Origin of the sequence: Paenibacillus sp. DCT19 (genome assembly GCF_003268635.1) — a bacterium.
Classification (GTDB): domain Bacteria; phylum Bacillota; class Bacilli; order Paenibacillales; family Paenibacillaceae; genus Paenibacillus.
Map to the genome: position 1 here is coordinate 2,709,982 of NZ_CP029639.1, position 23,572 is coordinate 2,733,553.

The 23,572-nt window shown below is 44.1% G+C and carries 19 protein-coding genes and 1 pseudogene; 14 read left to right on the plus strand and 6 right to left on the minus strand.

What is annotated here, in order from left to right:
• From DMB88_RS12355 to DMB88_RS12365, 3 genes are read left to right on the plus strand one after another with little or no spacing between them, the layout of a single operon-like run.
• The gene (locus DMB88_RS12355) at positions 1-582 is read left to right on the plus strand and encodes a histidine phosphatase family protein (RefSeq protein ID WP_128101599.1); all 582 of its coding nucleotides are present in this window, start codon (positions 1-3) and stop codon (positions 580-582) included.
• Positions 583-608: 26 nt separating this feature from the next.
• The gene (locus DMB88_RS12360) at positions 609-1,277 is read left to right on the plus strand and encodes a 3'-5' exonuclease (RefSeq protein WP_164848683.1); all 669 of its coding nucleotides are present in this window, start codon (positions 609-611) and stop codon (positions 1,275-1,277) included.
• A 27-nt stretch (positions 1,278-1,304) separates the two neighbouring features.
• Positions 1,305-2,231, plus strand: a complete 927-nt coding sequence (locus DMB88_RS12365; RefSeq protein ID WP_164848684.1) for a CPBP family intramembrane glutamic endopeptidase — start codon at positions 1,305-1,307, stop codon at positions 2,229-2,231.
• A gap of 118 nt (positions 2,232-2,349) precedes the next feature.
• Here the strand turns inward: DMB88_RS12365 and DMB88_RS12370 are convergent, their stop codons facing one another.
• The 3 genes from DMB88_RS12370 to DMB88_RS12380 form a co-directional block, all read right to left on the minus strand.
• Positions 2,350-2,916: a class I SAM-dependent methyltransferase gene (locus DMB88_RS12370; protein WP_128101602.1), complete on the minus strand. Its 567-nt coding sequence runs from the start codon at positions 2,914-2,916 to the stop codon at positions 2,350-2,352.
• A gap of 556 nt (positions 2,917-3,472) precedes the next feature.
• Entirely contained in the window at positions 3,473-4,108 is a 636-nt protein-coding gene (locus DMB88_RS12375; RefSeq protein ID WP_128101603.1) for a TetR/AcrR family transcriptional regulator, read from the minus strand.
• Entirely contained in the window at positions 4,101-5,303 is a 1,203-nt protein-coding gene (locus DMB88_RS12380) for an MFS transporter (RefSeq protein WP_128101604.1), read from the minus strand. Before DMB88_RS12380 ends, DMB88_RS12375 begins: the two co-directional genes overlap by 8 nt.
• A gap of 112 nt (positions 5,304-5,415) precedes the next feature.
• On the opposite strand from DMB88_RS12380, the gene DMB88_RS12385 reads away from it, so the two are divergent.
• From DMB88_RS12385 to infC, 9 genes and pseudogenes are all read left to right on the plus strand, one after another.
• Positions 5,416-6,156, plus strand: a complete 741-nt coding sequence (locus tag DMB88_RS12385; RefSeq protein ID WP_254438544.1) for a class I SAM-dependent methyltransferase — start codon at positions 5,416-5,418, stop codon at positions 6,154-6,156.
• Between the two features lie 214 nt (positions 6,157-6,370).
• Positions 6,371-8,140, plus strand: a complete 1,770-nt coding sequence (locus DMB88_RS12390) for a putative PEP-binding protein (RefSeq protein WP_164848685.1) — start codon at positions 6,371-6,373, stop codon at positions 8,138-8,140.
• 136 nt (positions 8,141-8,276) lie between these two features.
• Positions 8,277-9,353, plus strand: coding sequence for an HAD-IIIA family hydrolase (locus DMB88_RS31990; protein ID WP_164848686.1), 1,077 nt, complete (start codon positions 8,277-8,279; stop codon positions 9,351-9,353).
• A gap of 194 nt (positions 9,354-9,547) precedes the next feature.
• The gene (locus tag DMB88_RS12400) at positions 9,548-11,485 is read left to right on the plus strand and encodes an LTA synthase family protein (protein ID WP_128101606.1); all 1,938 of its coding nucleotides are present in this window, start codon (positions 9,548-9,550) and stop codon (positions 11,483-11,485) included.
• A 210-nt stretch (positions 11,486-11,695) separates the two neighbouring features.
• On the plus strand, positions 11,696-12,703 hold the full coding sequence (locus tag DMB88_RS12405; protein ID WP_128101607.1) for an LLM class flavin-dependent oxidoreductase: 1,008 nt from the start codon (positions 11,696-11,698) through the stop codon (positions 12,701-12,703).
• 142 nt (positions 12,704-12,845) lie between these two features.
• A complete protein-coding gene (locus tag DMB88_RS12410; RefSeq protein ID WP_254438545.1) occupies positions 12,846-13,658 on the plus strand; it encodes a metallophosphoesterase family protein in 813 nt (270 codons plus the stop codon).
• 99 nt (positions 13,659-13,757) lie between these two features.
• Positions 13,758-14,080: pseudogene (locus DMB88_RS12415) on the plus strand (ferredoxin).
• Positions 14,081-14,255: 175 nt separating this feature from the next.
• A complete protein-coding gene (locus DMB88_RS12420) occupies positions 14,256-15,188 on the plus strand; it encodes a manganese-dependent inorganic pyrophosphatase (protein WP_128101609.1) in 933 nt (310 codons plus the stop codon).
• A gap of 130 nt (positions 15,189-15,318) precedes the next feature.
• Positions 15,319-15,807: a translation initiation factor IF-3 gene (gene infC, locus DMB88_RS12425; RefSeq protein ID WP_128101610.1), complete on the plus strand. Its 489-nt coding sequence runs from the start codon at positions 15,319-15,321 to the stop codon at positions 15,805-15,807.
• A gap of 175 nt (positions 15,808-15,982) precedes the next feature.
• Here infC and DMB88_RS12430 read toward each other — a convergent pair whose 3' ends face one another.
• Positions 15,983-16,807 carry a protein-glutamine gamma-glutamyltransferase gene (locus DMB88_RS12430; RefSeq protein WP_128101611.1) on the minus strand — a complete coding sequence of 275 codons (825 nt, stop codon included), beginning with the start codon at positions 16,805-16,807 and terminating at the stop codon, positions 15,983-15,985.
• A gap of 272 nt (positions 16,808-17,079) precedes the next feature.
• Between DMB88_RS12430 and DMB88_RS12435 the strand changes: the two genes are divergently transcribed.
• Positions 17,080-19,839, plus strand: a complete 2,760-nt coding sequence (locus tag DMB88_RS12435) for a PAS domain-containing hybrid sensor histidine kinase/response regulator (protein ID WP_128101612.1) — start codon at positions 17,080-17,082, stop codon at positions 19,837-19,839.
• A gap of 117 nt (positions 19,840-19,956) precedes the next feature.
• Here DMB88_RS12435 and DMB88_RS12440 read toward each other — a convergent pair whose 3' ends face one another.
• Together DMB88_RS12440 and DMB88_RS12445 are read right to left on the minus strand one after the other, a co-directional pair.
• Positions 19,957-20,169 carry a cation:proton antiporter regulatory subunit gene (locus DMB88_RS12440; protein WP_056701081.1) on the minus strand — a complete coding sequence of 71 codons (213 nt, stop codon included), beginning with the start codon at positions 20,167-20,169 and terminating at the stop codon, positions 19,957-19,959.
• 138 nt (positions 20,170-20,307) lie between these two features.
• Positions 20,308-21,042 (minus strand): hypothetical protein, encoded by a 735-nt coding sequence (locus DMB88_RS12445; protein ID WP_128101613.1) that lies wholly within the window; start codon positions 21,040-21,042, stop codon positions 20,308-20,310.
• 712 nt (positions 21,043-21,754) lie between these two features.
• Here DMB88_RS12445 and DMB88_RS12450 point away from each other — a divergent pair.
• A complete protein-coding gene (locus DMB88_RS12450; protein WP_128101614.1) occupies positions 21,755-23,449 on the plus strand; it encodes a M3 family oligoendopeptidase in 1,695 nt (564 codons plus the stop codon).
• Positions 23,450-23,572: the final 123 nt, after the last annotated feature.

Below are 23,572 nucleotides of genomic sequence, written 5' to 3' on the forward strand. Positions count from 1 at the left end.
ATGAGCAGCGAGGTCTTAACGACATTGTATTTTGTAAGGCACGCGGAATCCGAGTATGTGGAAGGACTAGAGCGTGAACGTGGTTTGACAGAACAAGGTAAGCATGATGCCGAGACGGTTTCATGCTTACTTCGTCATGAGAGCATTAATCTATTCTATTCAAGTCCCTATAAGCGTGCGCTGGACACCGTGCAAGGGCTGGCAGACGAAATGGGAGTTGAGATCATAACCATAGAAGATTTGCGTGAGCGTGCATTATCTAGTTCCAATGTGCGGCATACCAACTTTCGAGCAGCCAAGCGCAAGCTGTATGAAGAGCGTTCATTTGCCTTTCCGGGTGGTGAATCCAGCATTCAAGCACAGCAGCGTGCAGTTCAAGCTATATCAGACATCTTAGAACGGCATTCAGGGCAAAAGATTGTGATTGGCACACATGGGGATGTCATGACCCTAATCTTCAATTATTATGATGCATCCTATGACTATGAGTTCTGGGGAAGTACCTCTATGCCAGATATTTATAAGCTGGAGTTTGATGAAGATCATAAACTCATGCAAGTAAGCCGTTTATGGAAGCCCTAATACTTCGAAGTAGAGAGGAGATAGGAATGAAAACTACATTTCATAATGATACATATACCATCGAGGAGCTACACGTTTCGCCTTTACAGGAGCAAACCTATTGTATATTCGATCTCGAAGGTACAGGCATCTTACCCGATCAAGAAAGTGTGACACAGTTTGGAGCGTTGTTATACAACAATCGTGACCAACTCCATGAGACTTTCTCGACGTTATCACGAGCTGATAAACCGATTCCGCAAGCCGTTGCACAATTAACGGGCATTACCAATGAAGATATGATTACGGCGCCCTCATTTATGGAAGCCTTTCGTGCTTTTACAGATTTCATTGGAGATCGTGTGCTTGTGACCCAAGCGGGGTATGAGTATGATTTGCCGATATTAAGACGTCATTGTGAGCGGTATGGACTGCCGATGTTTAACAATGATGTACTGGATACCAAAGCTATGTTTACATACATCCATCCTGAGATAAACGAAGTGATCTCCACGGATTTTCTGATTCAGTATTATGGCTTGCATACAGAGGGCATTCAGAGACATGATGCACTCGCAGATTGTAGTATTATCGCACTTATATTCGAACGGATTCTTGAAGAATACCGGGCGCTTGGTCTGGATCAATTCACAGCCGATCCTGCTCGTTCGATGAAACGGTTCGTGATACCAGAGATGTATCTGAATGATAATTGATAAATGATAAATAGGGGACGAGCTGAAGTGACGAACCAACTGACGATGAGAAGTGCGGGATGGATCTTTTTTGTGTCCTATGTTATGGGCATCTTGTTCACGGCATGGATCAGTTCGAAAGGCAATCCACATCACGATAATCTAATGTTATTCCTCGCATATGTAGCCATTGGTCAAATCGTACTCAATGTGATGCCAGCCGTAATCTGGTGTCGATACCGAAATATATCTCTTCGAACAGCATTTAAGCTACATAAAGTATCTTTGAGGAATGTCATCCTGTCTATGTTGATATTTGCTCTAAGTCAGATGATCTTGCTGTTTTTCCACCAGCTTACTGAAGTTGTTTCACAATGGTTAGGGGTTTCTTATGGAACATCATATTATCCGATTGCGGACTCCCTGTTTTCCTTAGGCATTCTCTTGATAAGCATCGGGATCATTCCTCCGATCTGTGAGGAGCTCCTGTTTCGGGGCGTGTTGCTGAGCGGGTATGCCAAACGGGGACTGTGGTTCGCCGCGATTGTTAGTTCTTTTCTGTTCGCCTTGTTCCATGACAACCCCTACCGATTAATTGAATTATTCGGAGCGGCTCTCGTTTCAGCTATCATTGTCATTCGATCAGGCTCCATCATTCCAGGCATTATCGTTCATTTGATCACGAACTCTACGTATGTTATTAGCTCATATATTCAGGGAGGAGACATGCTGGAGGGGATGACAACCCCAGAGGGACCTACTCTACTCATCCTACTGATGACGGGTTTTGCCTCACTGATTACTTTGATGATCTGCAGATGGTTATATACTCGGTTTGATCATCCTGAGACTGGAGTAAGAGTGAACAAGGCTGGTGCTTCTGCTGGATTTCGTTCATTGGCCTGGATGATTCCGATCCTGCTATCTATCGTTGTGTTTGTTATCAAATTTTGGATAGAAAAATTCGCTTTATAAGAGTGACATTTCTCGCATAACTCTTCTTGCTTACGACACGGTCGATAAAAGCAGGAGGAAGGTGATAAGGAACAAAATTCACTTTTTCAACGATCAATTATGCCTTCGCTGAGAATGTTTAAATTGTTTCCTTTTTGCGGCAGACATAAACGAAAGCAGGTGGGATGTTGAGCGGCACGACGTGGATTTTTTCGATAATGAAATGCTCAGAAAGTGTTTTTCTCATCTGCAGAGAATATTGAAAGGCAATAAACAATCCACCAGGTTTAAGTGACTTTACAATTTGATCCACTAAGGTGTCTCGCAATCCAGGTTCGAAGTTGAAAAAGGGTAATCCACTAAACACCACATCCAATTGTTGTACATCAGCTTGTGCCATTGTCTCTACTAACTTAGTCGCATTGGGATAACAGGTGAACGCAGGAAATGTACTTTGCAATTGATATCTCATCGTCTCATCCATCTCAAATAATAAAACTTTGGTTGATCGCTGAACCTCGTTATAGATGTAACGTGTAATTGCTCCAGTACCTGATCCAAGCTCGGCTACTGCTTTGGCTTCAAGCCAAGGAGCCTGACTTACCATTTTGCTCGCTAGAAAACGAGAGCTGGGAATAATGCTACCTACATTTTTGGGACTGCGAAAAAAGCTTTTCAGAAAAAGAAGAGATTCTTTGAAATTCAATGTCGGTTCCTCCAAGGTGTTATTTGATAAAAGGAATGAGATTCGGTATTTAATAAAGTAGGCTAAGAATGGGACGCCCCAGGTAAGTGCCGGCTGTAAAATAGAATATGGTTCAGAGCACAGCACTGGAATACGAAATAAAGATAAATTTTAAAAAGGTAAGTCGCTTAGGCCAATGAATATGGTCAGAACATAACGTACAAGTGGAATGAAAATATCTATATATAGCGATGAGCGGCCGTGTTTACTCGAAATTCATCCAGCTCTTATGCAGACATGATAATGAAAGAAACTGAGGAAATCGTAAGGATAATTCTGAAGAAAAACTAAAGATTTCGTGGGTGAAAAATAAATCTGTGCACGTAAAAACGCTCGTCAACGTGATGTTGGCAAGCGTTTTAGTAGTTGTTTGGATAATCGAATGAAATATCACCGTGTAGAAAGACGAATAGGCTACCGAGAAGATCTCGATAGCCTTATACAAGTACATATGTTGCTCACCACAAATATGAATACATGTTAGCCTAAGAAGTGATTAATTCATCAGCCCGCCAAGTTAATCATCATGGCAAGCGTAATGCAGCAGCATGTCCACCAATTGCCCCGTCATCTGCTCATTCGGTGGGTAGAGATCGACTGAACGACGTGTGACCATCTTCTGAAGTGCACCCATCATCACCGTGAATATAAACTGAGCAAGTTGAAGTGGGGAAGAGGTATTCTTGATGCTGCCATCTGTGATCCCTGCATTAAGTACATCCAGCAGAAAGTGATTTTCTTTGCCAATCTGATTGAATCGATCATACGTCTCTCTTAATTCAGGAGTAAAATCATAAACCTCATAGTTGATGTCGAACAGTTGAATGAATCGGATATGATCCGGATGGTTCCGGGCAAAGCTGATCCAGGCATGAAGCATGGCTTCGAGCTGTTCACGACCGTTTAGCCCCGTATTCCCCGACAGACTAACATGATCCGTTAAATTCACCACCAGTTGCATTTGAATCGTAAGAAGCAGCTCATCGAGTGACTGAAAATGCTTGTAGAAGGTTACTCGGCTTAGTTCTGCTTTGGAGCAAACGTCCTTGATCTTCACCTGGAGCAGTCCATGCTTCAAAAAAAGTTCCTTACCTGCTGCGATCAGGTCATCGCGATGTTTATTTCTAATCTGCTGATGATAATTTTCATTCACGAGTAGTTTGTAATCCTTTCTTGGACCGACGTGCCTTGAGCGTTAGCGATAGTGCAGCAAGAAGCATAATTGCCCCAAAAATATACGGGAAGTTCAAGTTTTTGTCAAACAGCAGCCCTGCAACAAGTGGCCCAAATACAGTACCCAAACTGGAATACGTCGTATTTAGACCCGAAGCGTATCCCTGTCGATCACCGGCGTTTTTGGAAATGAGTGTACTAACGGACGGCCGTAAAAATGCATTAAAAGCGAAAAATAAAGCAGAAGCGAACAACAGATACACTAGGTTGACCTTAATTAACATAAGTAATAGTGCAATCGGCGCCATGATGAGAGAGAGGCGAATAAGCTTGATTTCACCGATTCTTCGCACTGACCAATCCAGTAGCCAGATCTGGACTATGATCCCAATGATGGCCCCCATCGTAATAATGATGGAGATCGTTGCGGCATCGAAGCCGTATTTTTGCTCTGCAAAAAGAGAGAATACGGTCTCATAGCTCATTAGACCAAAGGTCATTACGAGAATCAGAAGTAAATAGTTGAAGTAAGGAACTTGGAATGAGCTCCAAATTACCTTACCCAGATGATTACCTTTCTCCCTAGCTTTAGGAAGCACTCGTTTCTCAGGAGGTAAAGTCTCCGGCAGAAGTAGCGTAAGTATACCTGCGAGAAGTCCCAGACCAGCCGCGAAGAAATAAGGCATACGGATGCCCATCTCAGCGATAAAGCCGCCAAGACCTGGTCCGAGAACCATACCCAGATTCATGGCTGCACCGAAATAGCCCATTCCCTTGGCACGTGTCTCTGGCGTAGTAATATCGGCGACATATGCGAGATTCGCAGGAACCATCAGGCCTAAGCTGATTCCACCGATAAAACGTGCGATGTAGAGAAGTGGCAACGACGTTGATATGGCAAATATGATGTCCGAAACAACGGAGAGGAACATACCAGCAATAATTAATTTTTTGCGACCAAAGCGATCAGCCCATTGTCCGCCGAGCGGTGAAAATAAAAATTGAGCCGCCCCAAAGGCAGCTACCAAAAATCCAGCGACTGTACCTCCGGCATGAAATAACTTCAAATACTCTGGCAATATAGGGATAAGCATGCCTTGCCCTAATAAAGCGATAAACAGATTTAACATTAGAATCAAAAGTGGAAAACGGACAGATTTTGGCAATGTACCCATGAACGTATATTTCTCCTTTGTTTACACAGTGTTAACCTTTACGATATGTAAACCATGATAATGCAGTATAATTGATTTTGTAAATCATTTTTTTGGGGAAGGATGAGCCTTATTGATCGACCATAACAATCTTGAAGAGTACCGCGATCCGATGAATTATGACCTTGAGTTCGGCGGTGAGATGCACAAACACGATTTTTATCTAGACATGGCAAGATCTAATCCTGGGAAAGTGCTGGATCTCGCTTGTGGTACGGGAATGACCACGATTCATCTGGCTCGTGCAGGGATTGATATTACTGGAGTGGATATAGCTGCTTCGATGCTGGCATATGCACGTGTAAAGGCTGAGGGGCTGCCGGTGGAGTTTATCGAGGCGGATGCTCGCACTTTCGAATCTGATCAGCGTTATACAATGATCTATTTGACCGGAAACGCCTTTCAGGCATTCTTGAGCGATGAAGATCAGTTGGCATTACTCCACACTGTTCATGAACATCTGGAGCCGGGTGGCCTGTTTGTGTTTGAGACACGTAACCCCGAAGGCAACGATCTAAGTGATGAAGGGGAAGAGGACTGGGGAACATTCGTCGATATCGATGGGATAACGGTTAAGGTATCTGGGACACAAACGTATGATGCAGACAACCAGATCATGCACTGGGTCACAATTCGAGATTGGGGCTACAGGCATACGACTTCACGCATCGCTTGTCGTTTTACGGATAATGCTACACTTCATCGCCTGCTGACGAGTCACAATTTCACGATAGAAGATCAATATGCGGACTGGAATAAAACGCCTTTTACCCCGCTGGCCTCATCCATCGTTAGTGTTTGTCTTAAAAATTAGATTGACGGAGTCGCCGCTGGGCGGCTTTGTTTAGTTTGAGCGAACGACAGTTTGTCATGGTACATGTTATGCCGATACAAACGTACATAAAGTAGAAAAAGCTGAACCAGATGTCCTTGATTACAGGATTGCAACATATCTTAAAGTGAAGGGCGATTCGCAAGGGTCGAGTGCCTTCAAGCACAGCCATATCATGGCAGATGGGAGAGCTGTAATGACGAAACGGGTAGTTCTGTTGGAGGATGGTACGGCAGAGATGAAAGGACTTATAGGCAGTCAAGGAGTCAGTCTTTCCGAGTTACTTCGTGCTGGCTGGCCTGTTCCGGCCGGGTTCGCTGTAACAATGGAATGCTGTCGCGAGTTCAATACCCGTCTTGGACATGGTTCTACTGATGCAGCTCAGGAGGTGGAACGTGCGATCCATCATTTGGAACAGCACACGGGTACGGTCTTCGGTGATGCCAAGACACCACTTCTACTTTCCGTTAAGCCAAGTGAAGTTCATTCCAATACGAATGAACGTGCGTCGTTCCTTTATGTTGGCCTTAACGATGTGACGGTGGAAGGGCTCGCTGAGCAAACACAAGATCGCTGCTATGCACTTTATTGTTATCGAAGCTTATTGCAGGACTTTGGTTACTTGGTACATGGAATCCCATATGAATTGTTTGGTGAATCCGTAGGTGAGCCTGAGATACAGGACGAACTTGAATTAGAACGCATCATCACCGAACACAAAATAATAATCGAAGTTCATGGTAGGACACCATTTCCTCAAGATGTGAAGTCTCAACTCAGTGAAGCACTGGGAGCCTTCTCTCATACACATTACAGTCCAGTTCTAGTACAGGTAATGGTGAACGGGGAATATGGCGAGCATATGAGTTCAGAATCAGCATGCAAGACGGTTGTGGATATGGTCAGTGAAGGTTTGATCACAAAGGAAGAAGCCTTATTGCGAATCGAGCCATTACAAGTGACAGAAGTGCTCATTCAATTATCAGATGTGACGAGCTCGTTGCATGCTGGAAGTATAGTTTCTCTCACAGATCGGGAAGAGAAGAGTGAATGCGTTATTAGAGGACAGCATTCTCCGCAAGTGTTAGCAGTGCAAAGGTTGCTTGAATGGGCTGATGAGGTGAAATCTCTATCCGTGCTGGTTAATGTTAATCATCCAAGGGATGCGATCCTCGCTAGAGCTTTGGGAGCAGAGGGAATAGGCCAATGTCAGATCGAGGCTATGCTGCTATCACCATCTCGGCTACCTTTTGTCCAGAAGATGATCACAGCTGACAACGATTACGAACGTAGACGTGGGGTAGAACGGTTGCTTCCGATGCTGCAAGCGGACTTTGAACAGTTTTTCGAAGTGATGGATGGTTGTCCGGTAACGATTAAACTGCTGGACTCGGCATGGGACGAACGCTTGCTTGATGTCGAAGCGGATATGCTGGATATGCAGATTGAGGCGATTTTTCAAGCTGCCTTAAAAAGCATTCGTCAGGGACTTTGGGTACGACCCGAAATTTTGATTCCGCCTGTAAGCGATTCCAGCGAATTGCAACGATTGAGGGAGCTGGTGGATCATATAGCGGATCAGATTTTAGGTGAAGAAAAAAGGCATTGTCTATATAAAGTAGGTACGACCATAGAAATTTCTAGAGCGGGTACGATTGCAACTCAAATGGCTCGCCACGCCGACTTTTTCTCATTTGGAGCATTGGATATTCGAGAAAATAAAAATCTCGTAGAAATTAGCGTTGTACAGGGTAAAGCCCGCAAACCGTATCTAAGGTCAGGGGTTTGTATAGAACAAGCTGCGAATGCAGATACGATTGCGTTCTGCCATCGCATAGGAGTAGATTATGTGAGCTGTAGCCCAGAGCAGGTTCCGTTTGCACGAATTGCGGCTGCCCAGGCGGCGATTAGAGAACGCAAGCGGGACAGGAACGAACAGAATCATGACATTTCAACGACAGCGTAAATATTCAATCTGAAGGATCAAGGGGTATGCGAAACACTGCATGATATAATGTAGTGGCTTCTGCATATCTCTTTTATTATCGGAGAGATGAATCAAGCTGTACTTGTAATCTATACATAAGAGGGAGAACAGTAATATGAACACTCCGCACATAAGAAACTTTCCAACACAAGCCGTGTTTATAGACCGTGATGGCACGATTGGAGGTTCAGACCAGATCGAATATCCTGGCGAGATGCAATTGTTTGATGGTGTCGCAGAATCAATCAGCACTCTGTCACAGCATGGGTTCGAGTTATTTGGCTTCACAAATCAGCCTGGTATAACAGCAGGGCATTCCACGGTCGAAGCTTTTCAACAAGAAATGAAGCTCTTCGGCATCGAGCATACGTATGTGTGCCCTCATCCGGCTCACGCACAGTGTGAATGTCGCAAACCGAGACCGGATATGTTAATCCAAGCAGCAGAAGATCATCATCTGAATCTCGAACAATGTATTGTCATTGGCGACCGTTGGTCAGACATGGTTGCTGCACGTGCTGCAGGGTGTCTATGCGTCCTCGTTAGAACTGGTGCAGGTATGCGTGCGTTGCAGGAAGATCGGTCTCGATGGGAGACAATGGAAGCGGACTATATAGCCACTGATTTTAACGATGCGGTGAAATGGATTGTCCAGAGAAGGGTTCAACCACCTCAAGATATAGTTATTCGTCAAGTTGCTTCCGAAGATGCGGCAGCTCTTCTAGAGCTGCACCGGGCTTTGGATCGTGAGAGCATGTATATGCTCTATAATCCGGGAGAGCGTAAGTCAACCATTCAAGCACAGGCGCGTTTCATAGACCAACTAAATGAATCACCGAACAGTACGACCTGGCTTGCAGAACATCAGGGCAGAGTCATTGGTCATCTTACTGTCATTGGAGGTGGCGCCGAACGGATTCGTCATCGAGCGAGTATCGTTATTGGTGTGCGTAAAGCTTATGCTGGACGAGGCATGGGTACGCGTCTTATGGAAGCATTGGAGATGTGGAGATCAAGTGCAGGTATAACTCGACTTGAATTGACAGTCATGAGCCATAATCACACAGCGATCGGATTGTATCACAAGATTGGTTTTGTACAAGAAGGAAAGAAAGTGAAATCTCTTCTGGTCGATGGTGCGTATGTTGACGAATATATGATGAGCAAGCTGTATGAGCGTGATGCAGATTAATTTAACTTAACTTCATTGGACTAGAGGACTGCCGCTCACCTTTGTACACATCGTCGTAATTTCTATTGACATGGACAGCCCTATCCGCAGTTTTGCGTCCGCGCCTCCATGGAATACCTATCGCAAAACTGTTATACTGAAATATGCGTTTTGTAAACAAAACGTAAAATTTCGGATAAGGGTTGAAAACGACCATGTATAATTCTAAACACGAACGGATATCATCACGCACATTATTTGTCGTGTTATTTATCCTCTTGCTGCTGAAGCTCACGCTTTTGCGGTATTTCTTTTTCCAAGGCCTCTCTGGCATTGGTTTTCTCACAGATACGCTGGGTGCTCTAACGGTGGTCTGTGTGCTTGATTTAATTGTACCCAAGAGCTGGAAACGCATCGTATACGGGGGCTTTAACCTGATTTTCTCTCTCGTGCTGTTTGCCGCAACGTTATATAATGTGCATTTTAGTTCAGTACCCACGTACACAGCACTAAGCGAATTAGGGCAAGTGGCTCAAGTACGAGGCAGTATCGGCCCACTCATTCGACCTGTGCACTTTACATTTTTTGCGGATATCGTGCTTGCACTGCCACTATGGTTTATCCTGCGCTCCAGACGTAATTTCCGGAGTCAAGGAAGTTACAGCAACAGCGGGTTGAGCTTTGGCAGAAGCCGTAAAAGATATTGGGGTAAGGTGGGCGTTGCACTTACGGCTGCGTTTAGTATCGTTCTGTCAGGCAGCTTTATTGTCAAAGGAGAGACGATTGATAATGAACTGGTTCGAGCGGAAAATCTTGGATTTCTTAACTACCAGGTGTCCTCTGCCATTCTGACGAGCAAAGAAAACGAAGCCATTGCCAATGGCAATATTAATGAGACCATTGCGAAGATCAATCAATTAGTAAGTCAATATCCATATCAAGATAAAACAAGTCAGGGCTCTGCAGTTAAAGCGAAGTATTTTGGTCAAGCTAAAGGCAGTAATCTGATTGTGCTGCAACTGGAATCTTTTCAAAATTTTCCGATTCACGCTTCACTGGATAGTCAAGTGTTAACGCCAGTGCTCAATGAATTAGCAAGTGAAAGCTATTATTTCCCTCATTTCTTCCAACAAATTGGTCAAGGTAATACATCGGACGCTGAGTTTATGTCGAACACATCGATCTATCCTACTGGCGTGGTTCCCATGTCTGCCGGATATAGTGATCGTGATCTACCTAGCTTACCTAAATTGCTTCGCGAGCGTGGGTATCAGTCGGAGACGTTTCATGGTAATGATGTGACGTTCTGGAACCGGAACAAGATGTATCCTGCGATTGGATTCGATCGGTATTTCGACAAGCCAAGCTTCAAGAATGATCGATTTAATGATTTTGGTCCATCGGATGAGGAGTTGTATCGTGTTGGTGTTGAGAAAATGACTGCTCACCAAGCTGCGAACGAACCGTTCTACGCGCAGTTTATTACAGCATCCAGCCACTCACCTTTTAAAGTCCCAGCTGATCGGGCACGAATTACTGTCCCTGAGACAATTACGAACACATTGCTGCATGATTATTTGCAAGCTATCAATTATACCGATTATGCGGTTGGGCAACTCATTAATGAATTAAAGGCAAGTGGACTGTGGGACAACACAACGTTAGTCATTTATGGTGATCACTTCGGTCTGCCAGCAAATGATGAGATCACGAAACAGATTCAAGACAATCTTCATGTGCCGTATGATGGGAATGTGAGTCGTTTCAACATCCCACTAATCATCCACACACCTCAGCAGTCTAAAGGGCAAGTGGTTGAACAGCCTGGAGGTCAGTTGGACATCATGCCAACGGTGCTGAATTTGATGGGCGTATCGTTGCAGGAAGAGCAGTTTACAGCTTTTGGTCACGATCTGCTGAATATGGACCATAATGCATTTGGCATTCGCTATTATTTGCCGACTGGCTCATTTGTTAATAATGGAATCATGTTTATACCTGGTGCTGGCTTCGATGATGGGAAGGCATTTTCAATTAAAACGTATGAACCCGTCACCGATCTGGAGCCATATCGCGCCGACTATGAGCATGTGCTGAGCTTGATGAAGCTGTCAGATGAGTATGTGAAGCTATTGCCTAAACGGGCACCCTAATATGTAGTGTTCTGTATTATGTAGAAACGTCACCAGCATTCAGGCTGGTGACGTTTTTATTATTTTCATTCATCCGAATAAAGGATAAGGAAGAGCTTTATTTTGAAACTGTAATTATTAATGTTACAATGGTAAGAGCATTAATTTGGTGATACTTGGTTTAGATCTAATTAGAGACTTATATAGACACAATGAGAGGAATGAATAGATATGAAATTAAGTGTGCTTGAACATGGACATATCAACGAAGGACGTACGGTGCAGGATACGCTTCAAGAGACAGTTACGCTTGCGAAGCATGCGGATGAACTTGGCTTTTCGCGTTTCTGGATGTCAGAACACCATGGTGGCGGTGCGCTCTCCTTTTCAAGTCCTGAAGTCATGATTGCACATATCGCTGCTCATACCGAGCGGATTCGGGTAGGATCAGGTGGTGTAATGCTCCCACATTATAGTGCATACAAGGTTGCAGAGAACTTCCGTTTGTTAGAGGCATTGCATCCTGGTCGTATTGATCTCGGGATTGGTAGAGCACCTGGAGGCATGCCGATTGCAAGTCGAGCTCTCAATGAGGGGAAGTCCTCCAACGTGCAATTTTTCCCGCAACAGATCGCAGATCTGGGAGGTTACTTTCATGAGCAATTATCAGAGGATCATCGCTTCGCTTCCCTAGTGGCTGCTCCATCTGTGCCGACAGTGCCAGAGGTATGGTTACTTGGTTCTAGCTCTGAAGGGGCAAGAATTGCAGCCGCGCAAGGAACGGCGTATGCGTTTGCTCAATTCTTTGGCACACCAGGTGGGGAAGAAGCAATGAAGCATTATCGTCGACATTTCAAACCGTCGATCCTTAATGATCGACCTCATTCTATGATTGCTGTCTCTGCGTTCTGTGCGGAGACTGAAGAGGAAGCGGCTGAGCTTGCTCGAAGCAATGAGCTTTTCTTCTTGCGCTTAGGTCGTGGGCTGGAACAGAGCTCATTCCCATCATTAGAGACGGTTCACAACTATCCTTATACTGCAATGGAAATGGAGCAGATTCGCCAGCGTCGTTCATTCTCAATCGTAGGTACACCGGATCAGGTGAAAGAGAAAATTACAGCAATGGCTGAGGTGCATGAAGCCGATGAAGTGATCATCGCCTCAGCCATTCATTCATTTGACGCACGTCTTCGCTCATTCGGCTTGATTGCAGAAGCCTTCGGCTTAAAGAAGGATTAAGCGAATTCGTCGGGAATGTAATAGTAGTTGAGAATAGATAGGTAAGTATGTGTTCTAAAAGTTCGTTCATTAGAATTAAGGAGATGGGGTAAGGCTAGATAATTTCGGTTGAATCCCATCTCTGATCATGAGATATCGTCAGGTGTTCAGCTTAATCCTAATGGGCTTTGGTAGTGACCTCGATAAGAGAGGAAGGATTCACATTCGTAGATGCGTTATAAGTGATATTCATGGCTGTTACGACGAATTCAATGCTCTGCTCCACCATGTGAGCTATGATTCGGTTCAGGATGAATTAATTTTGCTTGGAGACTATGTGGATCGAGGGCTCAAGAGCAGACAGGTCGTTGATCAGATCATAGAGCTACAGCAACGTCATTCTATCATTGCGCTGAAGGGAAATCATGATGCGATGATGGTTAAAGCGTTGACCAATGATAACAAGGAATACGATAGCCACTGGATTCGCAATGGTGGTTTACAGACACTTGGTAGTTATGTAAACTATGCAACAGCATGGGACGAAAATGAATTTGACTGGAATGCCTTTGATGAAGCCAAAGTGTGGGTACGCAACCACTATAGCCATCATCTTCAGTTTCTGGATCAACTTCCGTTGGTATATGAAATTCCGGGTTATGTGTTTGTACATGCAGGGATTAATCCAGACGTACCGGATTGGCGTAAGCAGCCAGAGAGTGACTTTATGTGGATTCGGGAACCGTTCTATTCCAGACCTACGGCAATTGAGGAAACGGTGGTCTTCGGGCATACGCCTGTGAAATATTTGCATGATGAGATGGGCATTTGGTTCACCTCAACGGGTGATAAGATTGGCATCGACGGTGGATGCGCCTATGGTGCTCAACTGAACATGCTCACAATTAGTGAGGATGGCAGTCTACAGACGTTCTTTGTGAAAAATAGAGAGAATGCAGAGGACGTGGAACTTTAACGTATGAGCATTGCTTATCTAGGTTTCATATGCTAATTTATAAGTTTATGTTATGTCACTATACATACGATAACAAAGCTGAGGGGAATGAACTACATTTTGGCTATTTATAATCTGGATCAATTGCAGCATCATATTTTACTCTGTAACGGTGGTACCTGTATGCGTAACGAGGGGAGGAAGTTACCCAGGCTGTGCGAGATGAGATCAAGAACCAAGGGGCAAGTGAATTTATTCATACGACACGAACACGTTGCAATGGACGCTGTGATGATGCATGTGTGACGATTGTGTACCCACAAGGGGATTGGTATGGCAAAATGACACCGGATTCAGGAAGAGCTCTCGTTCAGGCACTCTGTGAAGGTGAGCGTTTGGAAAGCCATCTCATTGCTAATGTTGCGACAACAACGGCAAAATAAAATACAGGCCTATGGTCTATAGTGCTAGGACTAGAAAGATTGTCCTGAGAATCATTTGCAATGAATTCGCTGTAAGGGGATTGGAATTAAGCCCTTTTAACGCTATAATCAGTAAGGGTATGAATTATAAACGACATTTATTTTTCTAAATCAGAATTGACGGAGGGCTATCAATATGGAAAAAGCGTTAATCTTCGGACACAAAAATCCTGACACAGACACGATCTGTTCAGCAATTGCTTATGCAGATCTCAAAGCAAAATTAGGTCATGAGGTTGAAGCGGTTCGTCTTGGAGACGTGAACGGTGAAACTCAGTTTGCACTGGATCATTTCAAGGTGGAAGCACCACGTTTGATCAAAACGGCAGCAAATGAAGTAAACAAAGTCATCCTGGTTGACCACAACGAGCGTCAGCAAAGTGTTAGTGATATCGAAGAAGTAACAGTGGTAGAAGTTATTGACCATCACCGTATTGCGAACTTTGAGACAAGCCAGCCACTGTATTTCCGCGCAGAGCCTGTGGGCTGTACTGCAACGATTTTAAATAAAATGTACAAAGAGAACGGTGTAGAGATCAGCGCACCGATTGCTGGACTTATGCTGTCTGCTATTATCTCTGACTCCCTGTTGTTCAAATCGCCAACTTGCACGGAGCAAGATGTAGCGGCTGCACGTGAACTGGCTGCTATTGCGGGTGTAGATGCAGACAGCTACGGATTGGACATGCTCAAAGCAGGTGCTGATCTGAGTCAAAAAACGATTGCTGAATTGATTTCTTTGGATGCCAAAGAATTCGTAATGGGTCAAGCAAAAGTTGAAATCGCACAAGTCAATGCTGTTGACGTTAACGATGTACTTGTGAAAAAAGCTGAATTGCAAGCTGCAATTGACGCAATCATCTCCAGTAAAGGTCTCGACCTCTTCGTATTTGTTGTAACAGATATCCTCAACAACGATTCTGTTGCTCTGGCATACGGGGCTTCTACTAATGCAGTGGAAAAAGCGTACAATGTAACGTTGGCTGATAGCCAAGCTCTTCTGAAGGGTGTAGTATCTCGTAAATCACAGATTGTTCCGGTTCTGACAGAAGCATTCAACAGTCTGTAATAACCGTCTGGTATAGGGTACATGATGATCATGTACATCAATCAAGCCTGTTCTGATCTGTCATAGGTCAGAACAGGCTTTTAGAGGTTGTTCAAAAAGTCCGCTTTTGATTACGAAGGAGGCAGTTCGTTTGATTAAAAATGAAAAGATCAAAGCATCGGAAGTCCATGTAACCGGGATAAACGGTGAGGATCTCGGAATCATGTCTACGCGTGAGGCGCTTGCCTTGGCGAAACAGTATAAGGTGGATCTGGTCTGCACCTCTCTCATGACCAGTCCACCACCGTGCAAACTAATTGGGGCTGGAGCAGCCAAAGCAGAGGCGCAGCAAGAGAAGAAGAAATCAAGCAAATCTCCGGATAAACGTAAGGTGAAGGAGATCCGTTTAACTCTGCAAATGGAAGATCATGATCGGGATACCAAGCAAGCACAGGCAGAGCGTATCTTGAAAAAAGGGGATTCCGTGAAGCTGGTCATTCAGGTTCACGGAAGCAAAGAGGGTGCGGCCGGCAAGGAATGGGCGGAGCAGCTAAGCCAAGCCTTGGCCGAATTCGGCAGCAAAACAACAGGGGTACAGGTGAGTGGTAAACAAGTTGTAGTTCAGTTAGATCCAAAGTAATAACTCCCCAATAAGTGTATGCCGACTAGTCGATGATTCACGTTCAGGATGACGAAAGGGTAGCACGACTTGGCATATCGTTAACTCAGTGAAACTACAATACTATTTTGTGGATTCACTGAGTTTTTGGTTTTGTTTTATTATATAGACGCAGGAGTCAACCACATGAAAAGTATCAGGTTCTCAAATAACGACTACCACCTACACGTACGTATAACTGTCCCGGTAACACAGGCGTCGATGCAGAACCTGAATTCACATTATTGCTATTTGCAAACCGTGACAGATAATAAAAATCAGGATAAATGACCGTATCCATCAGATACGCAGAGGTGCGGCTACCTGGAACGCGGAATTGATTCAAGGTGCGTATAATTTGTTCCCCATGAGCAATACCAATACCGTGACCATAATACCAATCCTCCCGAAGTTTAATCGTATTCTCCCCTTGCCACTCCGGCGTTTCGGGAGACACATCCGGATTTTTGAAATAGAGTACATCCCCAGGGAGGGCGTCGTCACTGCCGTTTTTCTCTGTTAAGCGGAGATCGCTATCGTAATGCCAGTCGAAGAGGAGCAGGTTGCGGAATAGTGAATTGAAGGCATCTTCACGGATGCTTCCAAGCACACCACCATATAATACGATGACGGTTGCAGTTGCACATTCGAAGGCGTACAAGGATCCGTTTCTCCAAATGTCGCGAATTCCCTCTGCGGGTGTAACGTTAGGTCTTAATTCAAATCCACCTTGGGCATTCAGATTCCAGTAAACGGGATTACATCTGGATTGTTCGAACGAGGCGAAGCTAACACCACTGGCATTAAGCCCCTCAGCCGCTTCGACAAGCGAAGAACGCAGTTTCCATTCAAATTGAAGATGCTCCATGGACTGGTACGTATACACTTTCGAACTGTTTTGAAGTTGTTGTAGCCAGTGCCATTCAAAGGGAGTCCAGTCTGCGCGATTTAATTGAACAGGTTGATTTGCAACAATAATCATAATCGATACCTCCATATCGTTCGGATGTAAAGGCTTTATTTAGATGAAAACTCGTAAAAATACATGAGAATGTGATATAGCCTATAGGCGTGTAGTTAGCGGTTCACTTGCTTGATGGGGCTAGAACATTAAAGATGTCGATACATGCCAAAATTTCGTACGTAAAATCGTTAACAATGATAGAATTTGGGGTAACACTCTATAGATGAAGTTATGTATCGAAATAAGCTTTCATTACGAATTGGTTGGATAATTGAAAAGGAGGATAAGCGGTGTCGAATCCAATTACACAGAACCGTTTGCTGTTCGAACAACTATATACTCATGCGCCGATCGGCATTGCTGTTGCTTCACATGTGAATGGTCGTTGGCTCCAGCTCAATCCCGCCTTTTGTGAGATGTTGGGATACCCTGAAGACGAGTTAATTGATACACCAATCATACATATGATTTATGAGCCTGATCTGGATATGGATAGCTTCCGGTCTGAATTCTACGATATGACCAATGGCGTCACCATGATGTATGAAACGGAGTTCCGCCTCAAACGCAAAAATAATACACTTCTATGGGCATGCGTAAGGGCATGTATCGTCAAGGATGAGATAACGGAAGAACCATTATATTTGCTCGTACAAGCAGCTGATATTTCGAAGCAAAAGGAAGCGGAGGAGCGCTTGATCATCCAGCGCCAAAAGTTGGAGGAAAGCAGCCAAATCTCTCGTATGCTCACAGAATCAACCTTGGATATGATCGCCATTCATCATGCCGATGTTGAGCGTACTTTCAAATATATATCGCCCGCCTGCGAAAGCATGCTTGGTTATACACCGGAGGAATTAATAGGTCAATCCGGCTTATCTGTGATCTATCCAGAGGATATTCCTCTGGTCAAGGCATATGTGTCAGGACAAGTGCAAGGTCTTGCTCCGGATCGAATCAGTTATCGTCTCCGGCATAAGGATGGATCGCCAGTGTGGGCGGATACGTTAACTCAGTATGTATATGATAAGCAGGGTAATCTTCAGGAGATGATTGCCGTAACGAGAGATATGACCGCCAGCAAGCAAGAGGAGCTTCGTCAGCAGGAATATCAGTCACTATTCGACTTTAATCCATTGGGGGTAACGTCACTTGCTCCAGATGGGAAGCTGCTTAAAGCGAATTCGGGACAGGAGCAGCTTACTGGACATACCAAAGAGGAGCTGCTAGGTGGCTCGTTTGAACATCTCATTGATCCGGTAGATCTGGAGAAGACCCGTTACTATTTTGAAGAGAGTGTGAAGGGGAAAGCTCAGAGCTATGAGATTGGACTAATTCACAAAGACGGTCAGCGCATTGAAACGAGTGTAATTAATGTTCCGATTATTCTTGAAGGACAAGTCGTAGGTGTATTTGGAATCACGAGTGATATTACGGAATCTAAACGATATGTAGAAGAAATTGAAAATTTAAGTTATGAACGTGCACTCATATTAAATGCAATGTCCGAAGGGGTGATTGGGCTTGATCAGGAGGGACATATCATCTTCGCAAATCCGGCTGCAACAGAGATGATGGACTTCTGCCCGAGTGCTACCAATGGCATGCCGTTTGAGGAGATTATATTGCAAATGCAAAGCGAAGGTATCCCTTATCCAACAAACGAAACGCCAATAGTGAAAGCTGTTCGTGAAGGACGGAGCCTGCCAAGGTCAGAGTCCGTTTTCTGGAGACAGGATGGTTCAAGCTTCCTTGCAGAATTTCAACTTAAGCCCATTATGGATCAGGGGAAAACGCGAGGAGCAGTATTGGTCTTTCGTGATATGACAAGTGTGAATGAGATTATTCGGGCGAAGGAAGTGGCTGAGCATGCGGATAAAGCCAAGTCTGAATTTCTTGCGATTATGAGTCATGAGCTGCGCACACCACTGAATGGCATTATGGGAATGGCACATTTATTAAAGGAAACAGAACTTGATGAGGAACAACATGGATTTGCCGAGATCATCATTGATAGCGGGGAATCTTTGTTGCATATCCTCAATGAGATTCTGGATTTCAGCAAAATTGAAGCTGGCAAAATGGATCTTGCGCATGAGGCGGTCGATCTGAGAGAGATGACGGCGGGTGTAATGGAACTGTTTGCACTGCGTGCATCCGAGAAAAATATTGAATTATATTGTGACATATCGGATCAGATCCCTGAGCGAATAAGAGGGGACGAGACACGTATTCGCCAAGTGCTCATCAACCTCGTTGGTAATGCGGTCAAATTCACGGATAAGGGCAACATTCAAATCCACATGAATGTGAATCCAGCAGAATGTGAGAATGAGGATCGGCTTACACTGGCATTTACGGTGAAAGATACAGGAATTGGTATACCGCTTGAGAAGCAGCATCAGCTATTTCAATCGTTCTCGCAGCTTGATCCTTCCATTAATCGCAAATATGGAGGCACAGGTCTAGGGCTGGCAATCAGCAAAAAGCTGGTGGAGCTTATGGGCGGTGCGATTGGCGTACAGAGTGATGCGGGTGAGGGAGCAGAATTCTATTTCACTTTGTCGCTAGAGCGCTGGAATGACGAATCTGGAGAGCTTATAGAGCAATCCGACGAAGTGAGTGAACAAACCGATCAGTCACGTCAGGCTGCGGGGATTAAAATTTTAGTGGCAGAGGATCAACAACTGAACAGTCACCTTATGGAGGAGATGCTGCGTAAGCATGGCGGTGTATGTGACATTGTAGAGAATGGTGAAGAGGCTGTGAAGGCTCTGGAACGTGAGCATTACGATCTTATCTTTATGGATATCAAAATGCCCATCATGGATGGCATCGAGGCAACCTGCAAAATTAGGCAAACCCATCCGGAAATTCCGGTCATTGCTGCCATCACGGCATTTGTTGGTGCTACAGATCGTGAAGCATGTTTGAAGTGTGGCATGCAGGATTTTATTAGCAAACCATTCAGTTCTCAGGAGATACGTCGTGTCATGAATACATGGGTTCCCTTTATTCGAGCTCATCAAAAAACGTTAGATAACCAATGACGAAGCAACCTAGTTAAGTAACCTATGAATTGAAACAACCTGCCCCTTAGCTTAGAGGCAGGTTGCTTTTCATTTTTTGTAGTGGAGAACTATCCATCTGAGAAGGGCTTAAAAAACTTAAGACCATCCTCCAATTAACCCAGAGAGGGTTACACACTCATCATCTTCCAATTCTGCAATTAGCGTAAGTTCCTCTTGGTCAGTTGGGTCAACTGAGAACAATTCACGGCGTCCATCTTCATGCACAATAATAACCAGTTGGTTGCCGCTTTTTGTATCAAACTGGTACTTAACTCCGATACCAGGTAAAGGACATTCCCGGATATTCATGTAATACTGTCACCTCTTTAGCTTTTCCGTAATAAGTTTAACCGTTCACACAGTACGGATGTATTCTACTATCCCTCACAACGTTTGGCAAGTCACGATTCAAATTAACGGCATTTTATTATCCTTACGCTATATATTTTAGCCATTTCGGCGCTGTCTGACACGTCTACGACGCAATAATAACCAGATCAGCAATACAGCGATTAAAATAAGGGCAATAACAGCTGCGATAATGATATTTCGAATGTTCGGAATCTGTACAGTCAAATCCAGTGTATTCCGATTGAGTGGGGAAACGTGCCACGTTAGTGTTTTACCGCCATCTTCCACAACATCTGCGTTGGAATCCTTTGCTTTGATTGGGAGAGTTAGCTTGAAGTCGAAATTAATATCCTTTAATAACAGGTTTTTAAGAAAGCTCGGTACTTTGTTAATCTGATCTTTGATGGTTCCATCTGGCATAGATTCCATGACATCCGCTTCTGCAGTAAGGTGAAGTGTTGATGAGAACAAACCAGGTGTTGTGGATTGCTCCACCTTAATGCCTTCAGGTAAGCTTGACATATCAAAGTCAGTTGTACTGCTTTTCTCATAGTGAGTGGTGGCAGTAAGCTGCTGCGTGTCTCCCTGCTTGGTCACCTCTGCTTGGAAATTGTTCTTTTTTAACGTGTCAGCCAGCAAACCCATAAGGTTATCCTGTCCAATTTTGCCCAGTGCAGCATCGGTTACACTTAGATTCAGATCGAGATCGGATGACCCATCCAGATTGACGGTTACATGGGCTTCTCCGTTTGCGCAAGCAGTTAATACGGTTAACATTAATGTTAGTAAGATGGCAATAAATAAGTGACGTAAAGGCATACGAATCGACATCTGGTTCAACCTTTCAATGTAAAATCTTATTTCTATTTCATAGATTTATAGTATACACCGGATGTATAACAGATGAAACGTTGGGCATGGATTGCATTTTGTGATATGGTATGATTTGATCTGCATGCAAGGGGTGTCATTAAATCATTACATAAGGTTCAGCGTCGTGGGTGAGATGTGGATGCAGATACCTAGAACGTGGAATAATGAATAACATATCATCCTGAATATAGATCCATTGATTAAAATTAAAGATTTCGTATTTTTGTCAATGTTCGGTCAATTCAAAAGGCGTTTCACCGTGTAAACTGGTAGTAGTGTGTAGAATATTCGGAAGCAGGGGGGTTACATTCATGACTTACATCATTATTTTGGTTGCAATTATGGTCGTGGGAATGGTCGGAATGGGCTGGTTTTATATGGTTGTGGACAAAGACAAAAATTAGTCTGAATTATTGAATAGCATATGTAAGTAATACAAGCTTATAAGCCTGCTTCGCGATAATGCGGGGGACGGCTTATTTGCGTTTGGTCATGTATCTGTGCCTACCTTACACGGTTGTGTAACAAACGTGACCTTACATGTTCTTCAATTTGACCAATGGATAAATATTTTTCGTAAAGATGGGATTTTTAGGCTGCTCTTTTGTATAATAGGGTTAGTTTAACACGGGAATCTCCCGAATTTACCGAATAGGAAAGGGTGTACATAATGAAATTTAGTGAATATTCGTATACACGTCCCGATCTGGAACACATCAAAACATCATTTCAACAATTGTTGAGTCAGTTCGAAGCTTCAGCAACAGTTGAAGAGCAAAGTGGATATATGGATCAGATTAATGCTTTGCGCAGCGATTTTGAGACACAAGCACAGCTCGTGTACATTCGTCATTCTATTGATACAAACGATAGTTTCTACAAGGCAGAGCAGGAGTTCCTTGATGAGAGCTACCCTGTCATTCAAGAATATATTACAGATTATTACCGCGCGCTGGTGAATTCCAAATTCCGTGCTGAATTAGAGCAAAAATGGGGAGCACAGCTGTTCCAGCTTGCAGAACTCTCTTTGAAAACATTCAGTCCTGAGATTATTGGCGATCTGCAGAAAGAGAACCGACTTTCTACAGAATATAATCAACTGATTGCTTCAGCCAAAATTCCGTTTGAAGGTGAAGAGCGCACATTGCCACAGCTTCATCCATTCGAACTGTCTACAGACCGCTCCATGCGTGAGCGTGCTTCAGAAGCCAGATATACATTCATGGCTGAGCATGAAGCTGAATTTGACCGAATTTACGATGAATTGGTGAAAGTGCGTACTCAAATTGCCAAAAAGCTGGGATATCCAACGTATGTTGAGCTTGGTTATGATCGCATGAACCGTACGGATTATAATGCGGAGATGGTGGCTAATTTCCGTGCTCAAGTTCGCGATTATATCGTGCCAGTAGCATCTAAACTTAGAGAGCGCCAGCGTAACCGGATTGATGTGGATACGTTCTATTACTACGATCAAGGCTTTAGCTTCAAGACAGGTAATCCAACGCCTAAGGGCGATGCGGACTGGATTATTGAGAACGGCAAAAAAATGTACGCTGAACTATCCCCTGAGACAGATGCGTTCTTCCAGATGATGACTGAGAACGAGCTCATGGATCTGGTTAGCAAAAAAGGCAAGCAGGGCGGAGGCTATTGCACCTACTTGAACGATTACAAAGTACCGTTTATTTTCTCTAACTTCAACGGAACATCAGGTGACATTGATGTCTTGACTCACGAAGCAGGTCATGCGTTCCAGGTGTATGAGAGCCGTCACTTTGAGGTGCCGGAATACAACTGGCCTACCTATGAATCCGCAGAGATTCATTCCATGAGCATGGAGTTCTTCACTTGGCCGTGGATGGAGCTGTTCTTCAAGGAAGATACGGATAAATACAAGTTCGATCACCTTTCTTCCGGACTGCTCTTTATCCCTTATGGCGTAGCAGTTGATGAGTTCCAACACTTTGTCTATGCTAATCCTGAAGCAACTCCGACAGAGCGCAAGCAAGCTTGGCGCAACATTGAGAAGACATATTTGCCGCATATTAATTACAAAGATAATGCGTATTTGGAGCAGGGCGGATTCTGGCATAAACAGGGTCATATTTTCTCGTCACCGTTCTATTACATTGACTATACGTTGGCGCAAATCTGTGCATTCCAGTTCTGGAAACGCAGTAATCAGGATATGAAGTCTGCCTGGGCTGATTATTTGACGCTGTGCAAAGCGGGAGGAAGCCTGTCCTTTACTGGCTTGGTTGAGCTTGCGGGTCTTAATTCTCCGTTTGAAGACGGCTGTGTCTCTTCTGTAATTGGGGATATTGAAGCTTGGCTGGATGGCGTAGACGACAAAGCCCTCTAAGAAAATTCGAAGAGTAGGTTAAATGAGGTGAAATGGTACGAAGATTAATCCAAACTTGATCGGTATCGCATTCTGAGGCTAGAGCTAGAAGGACAGGTTGGGATGTCTGTAGCTTACGAATAC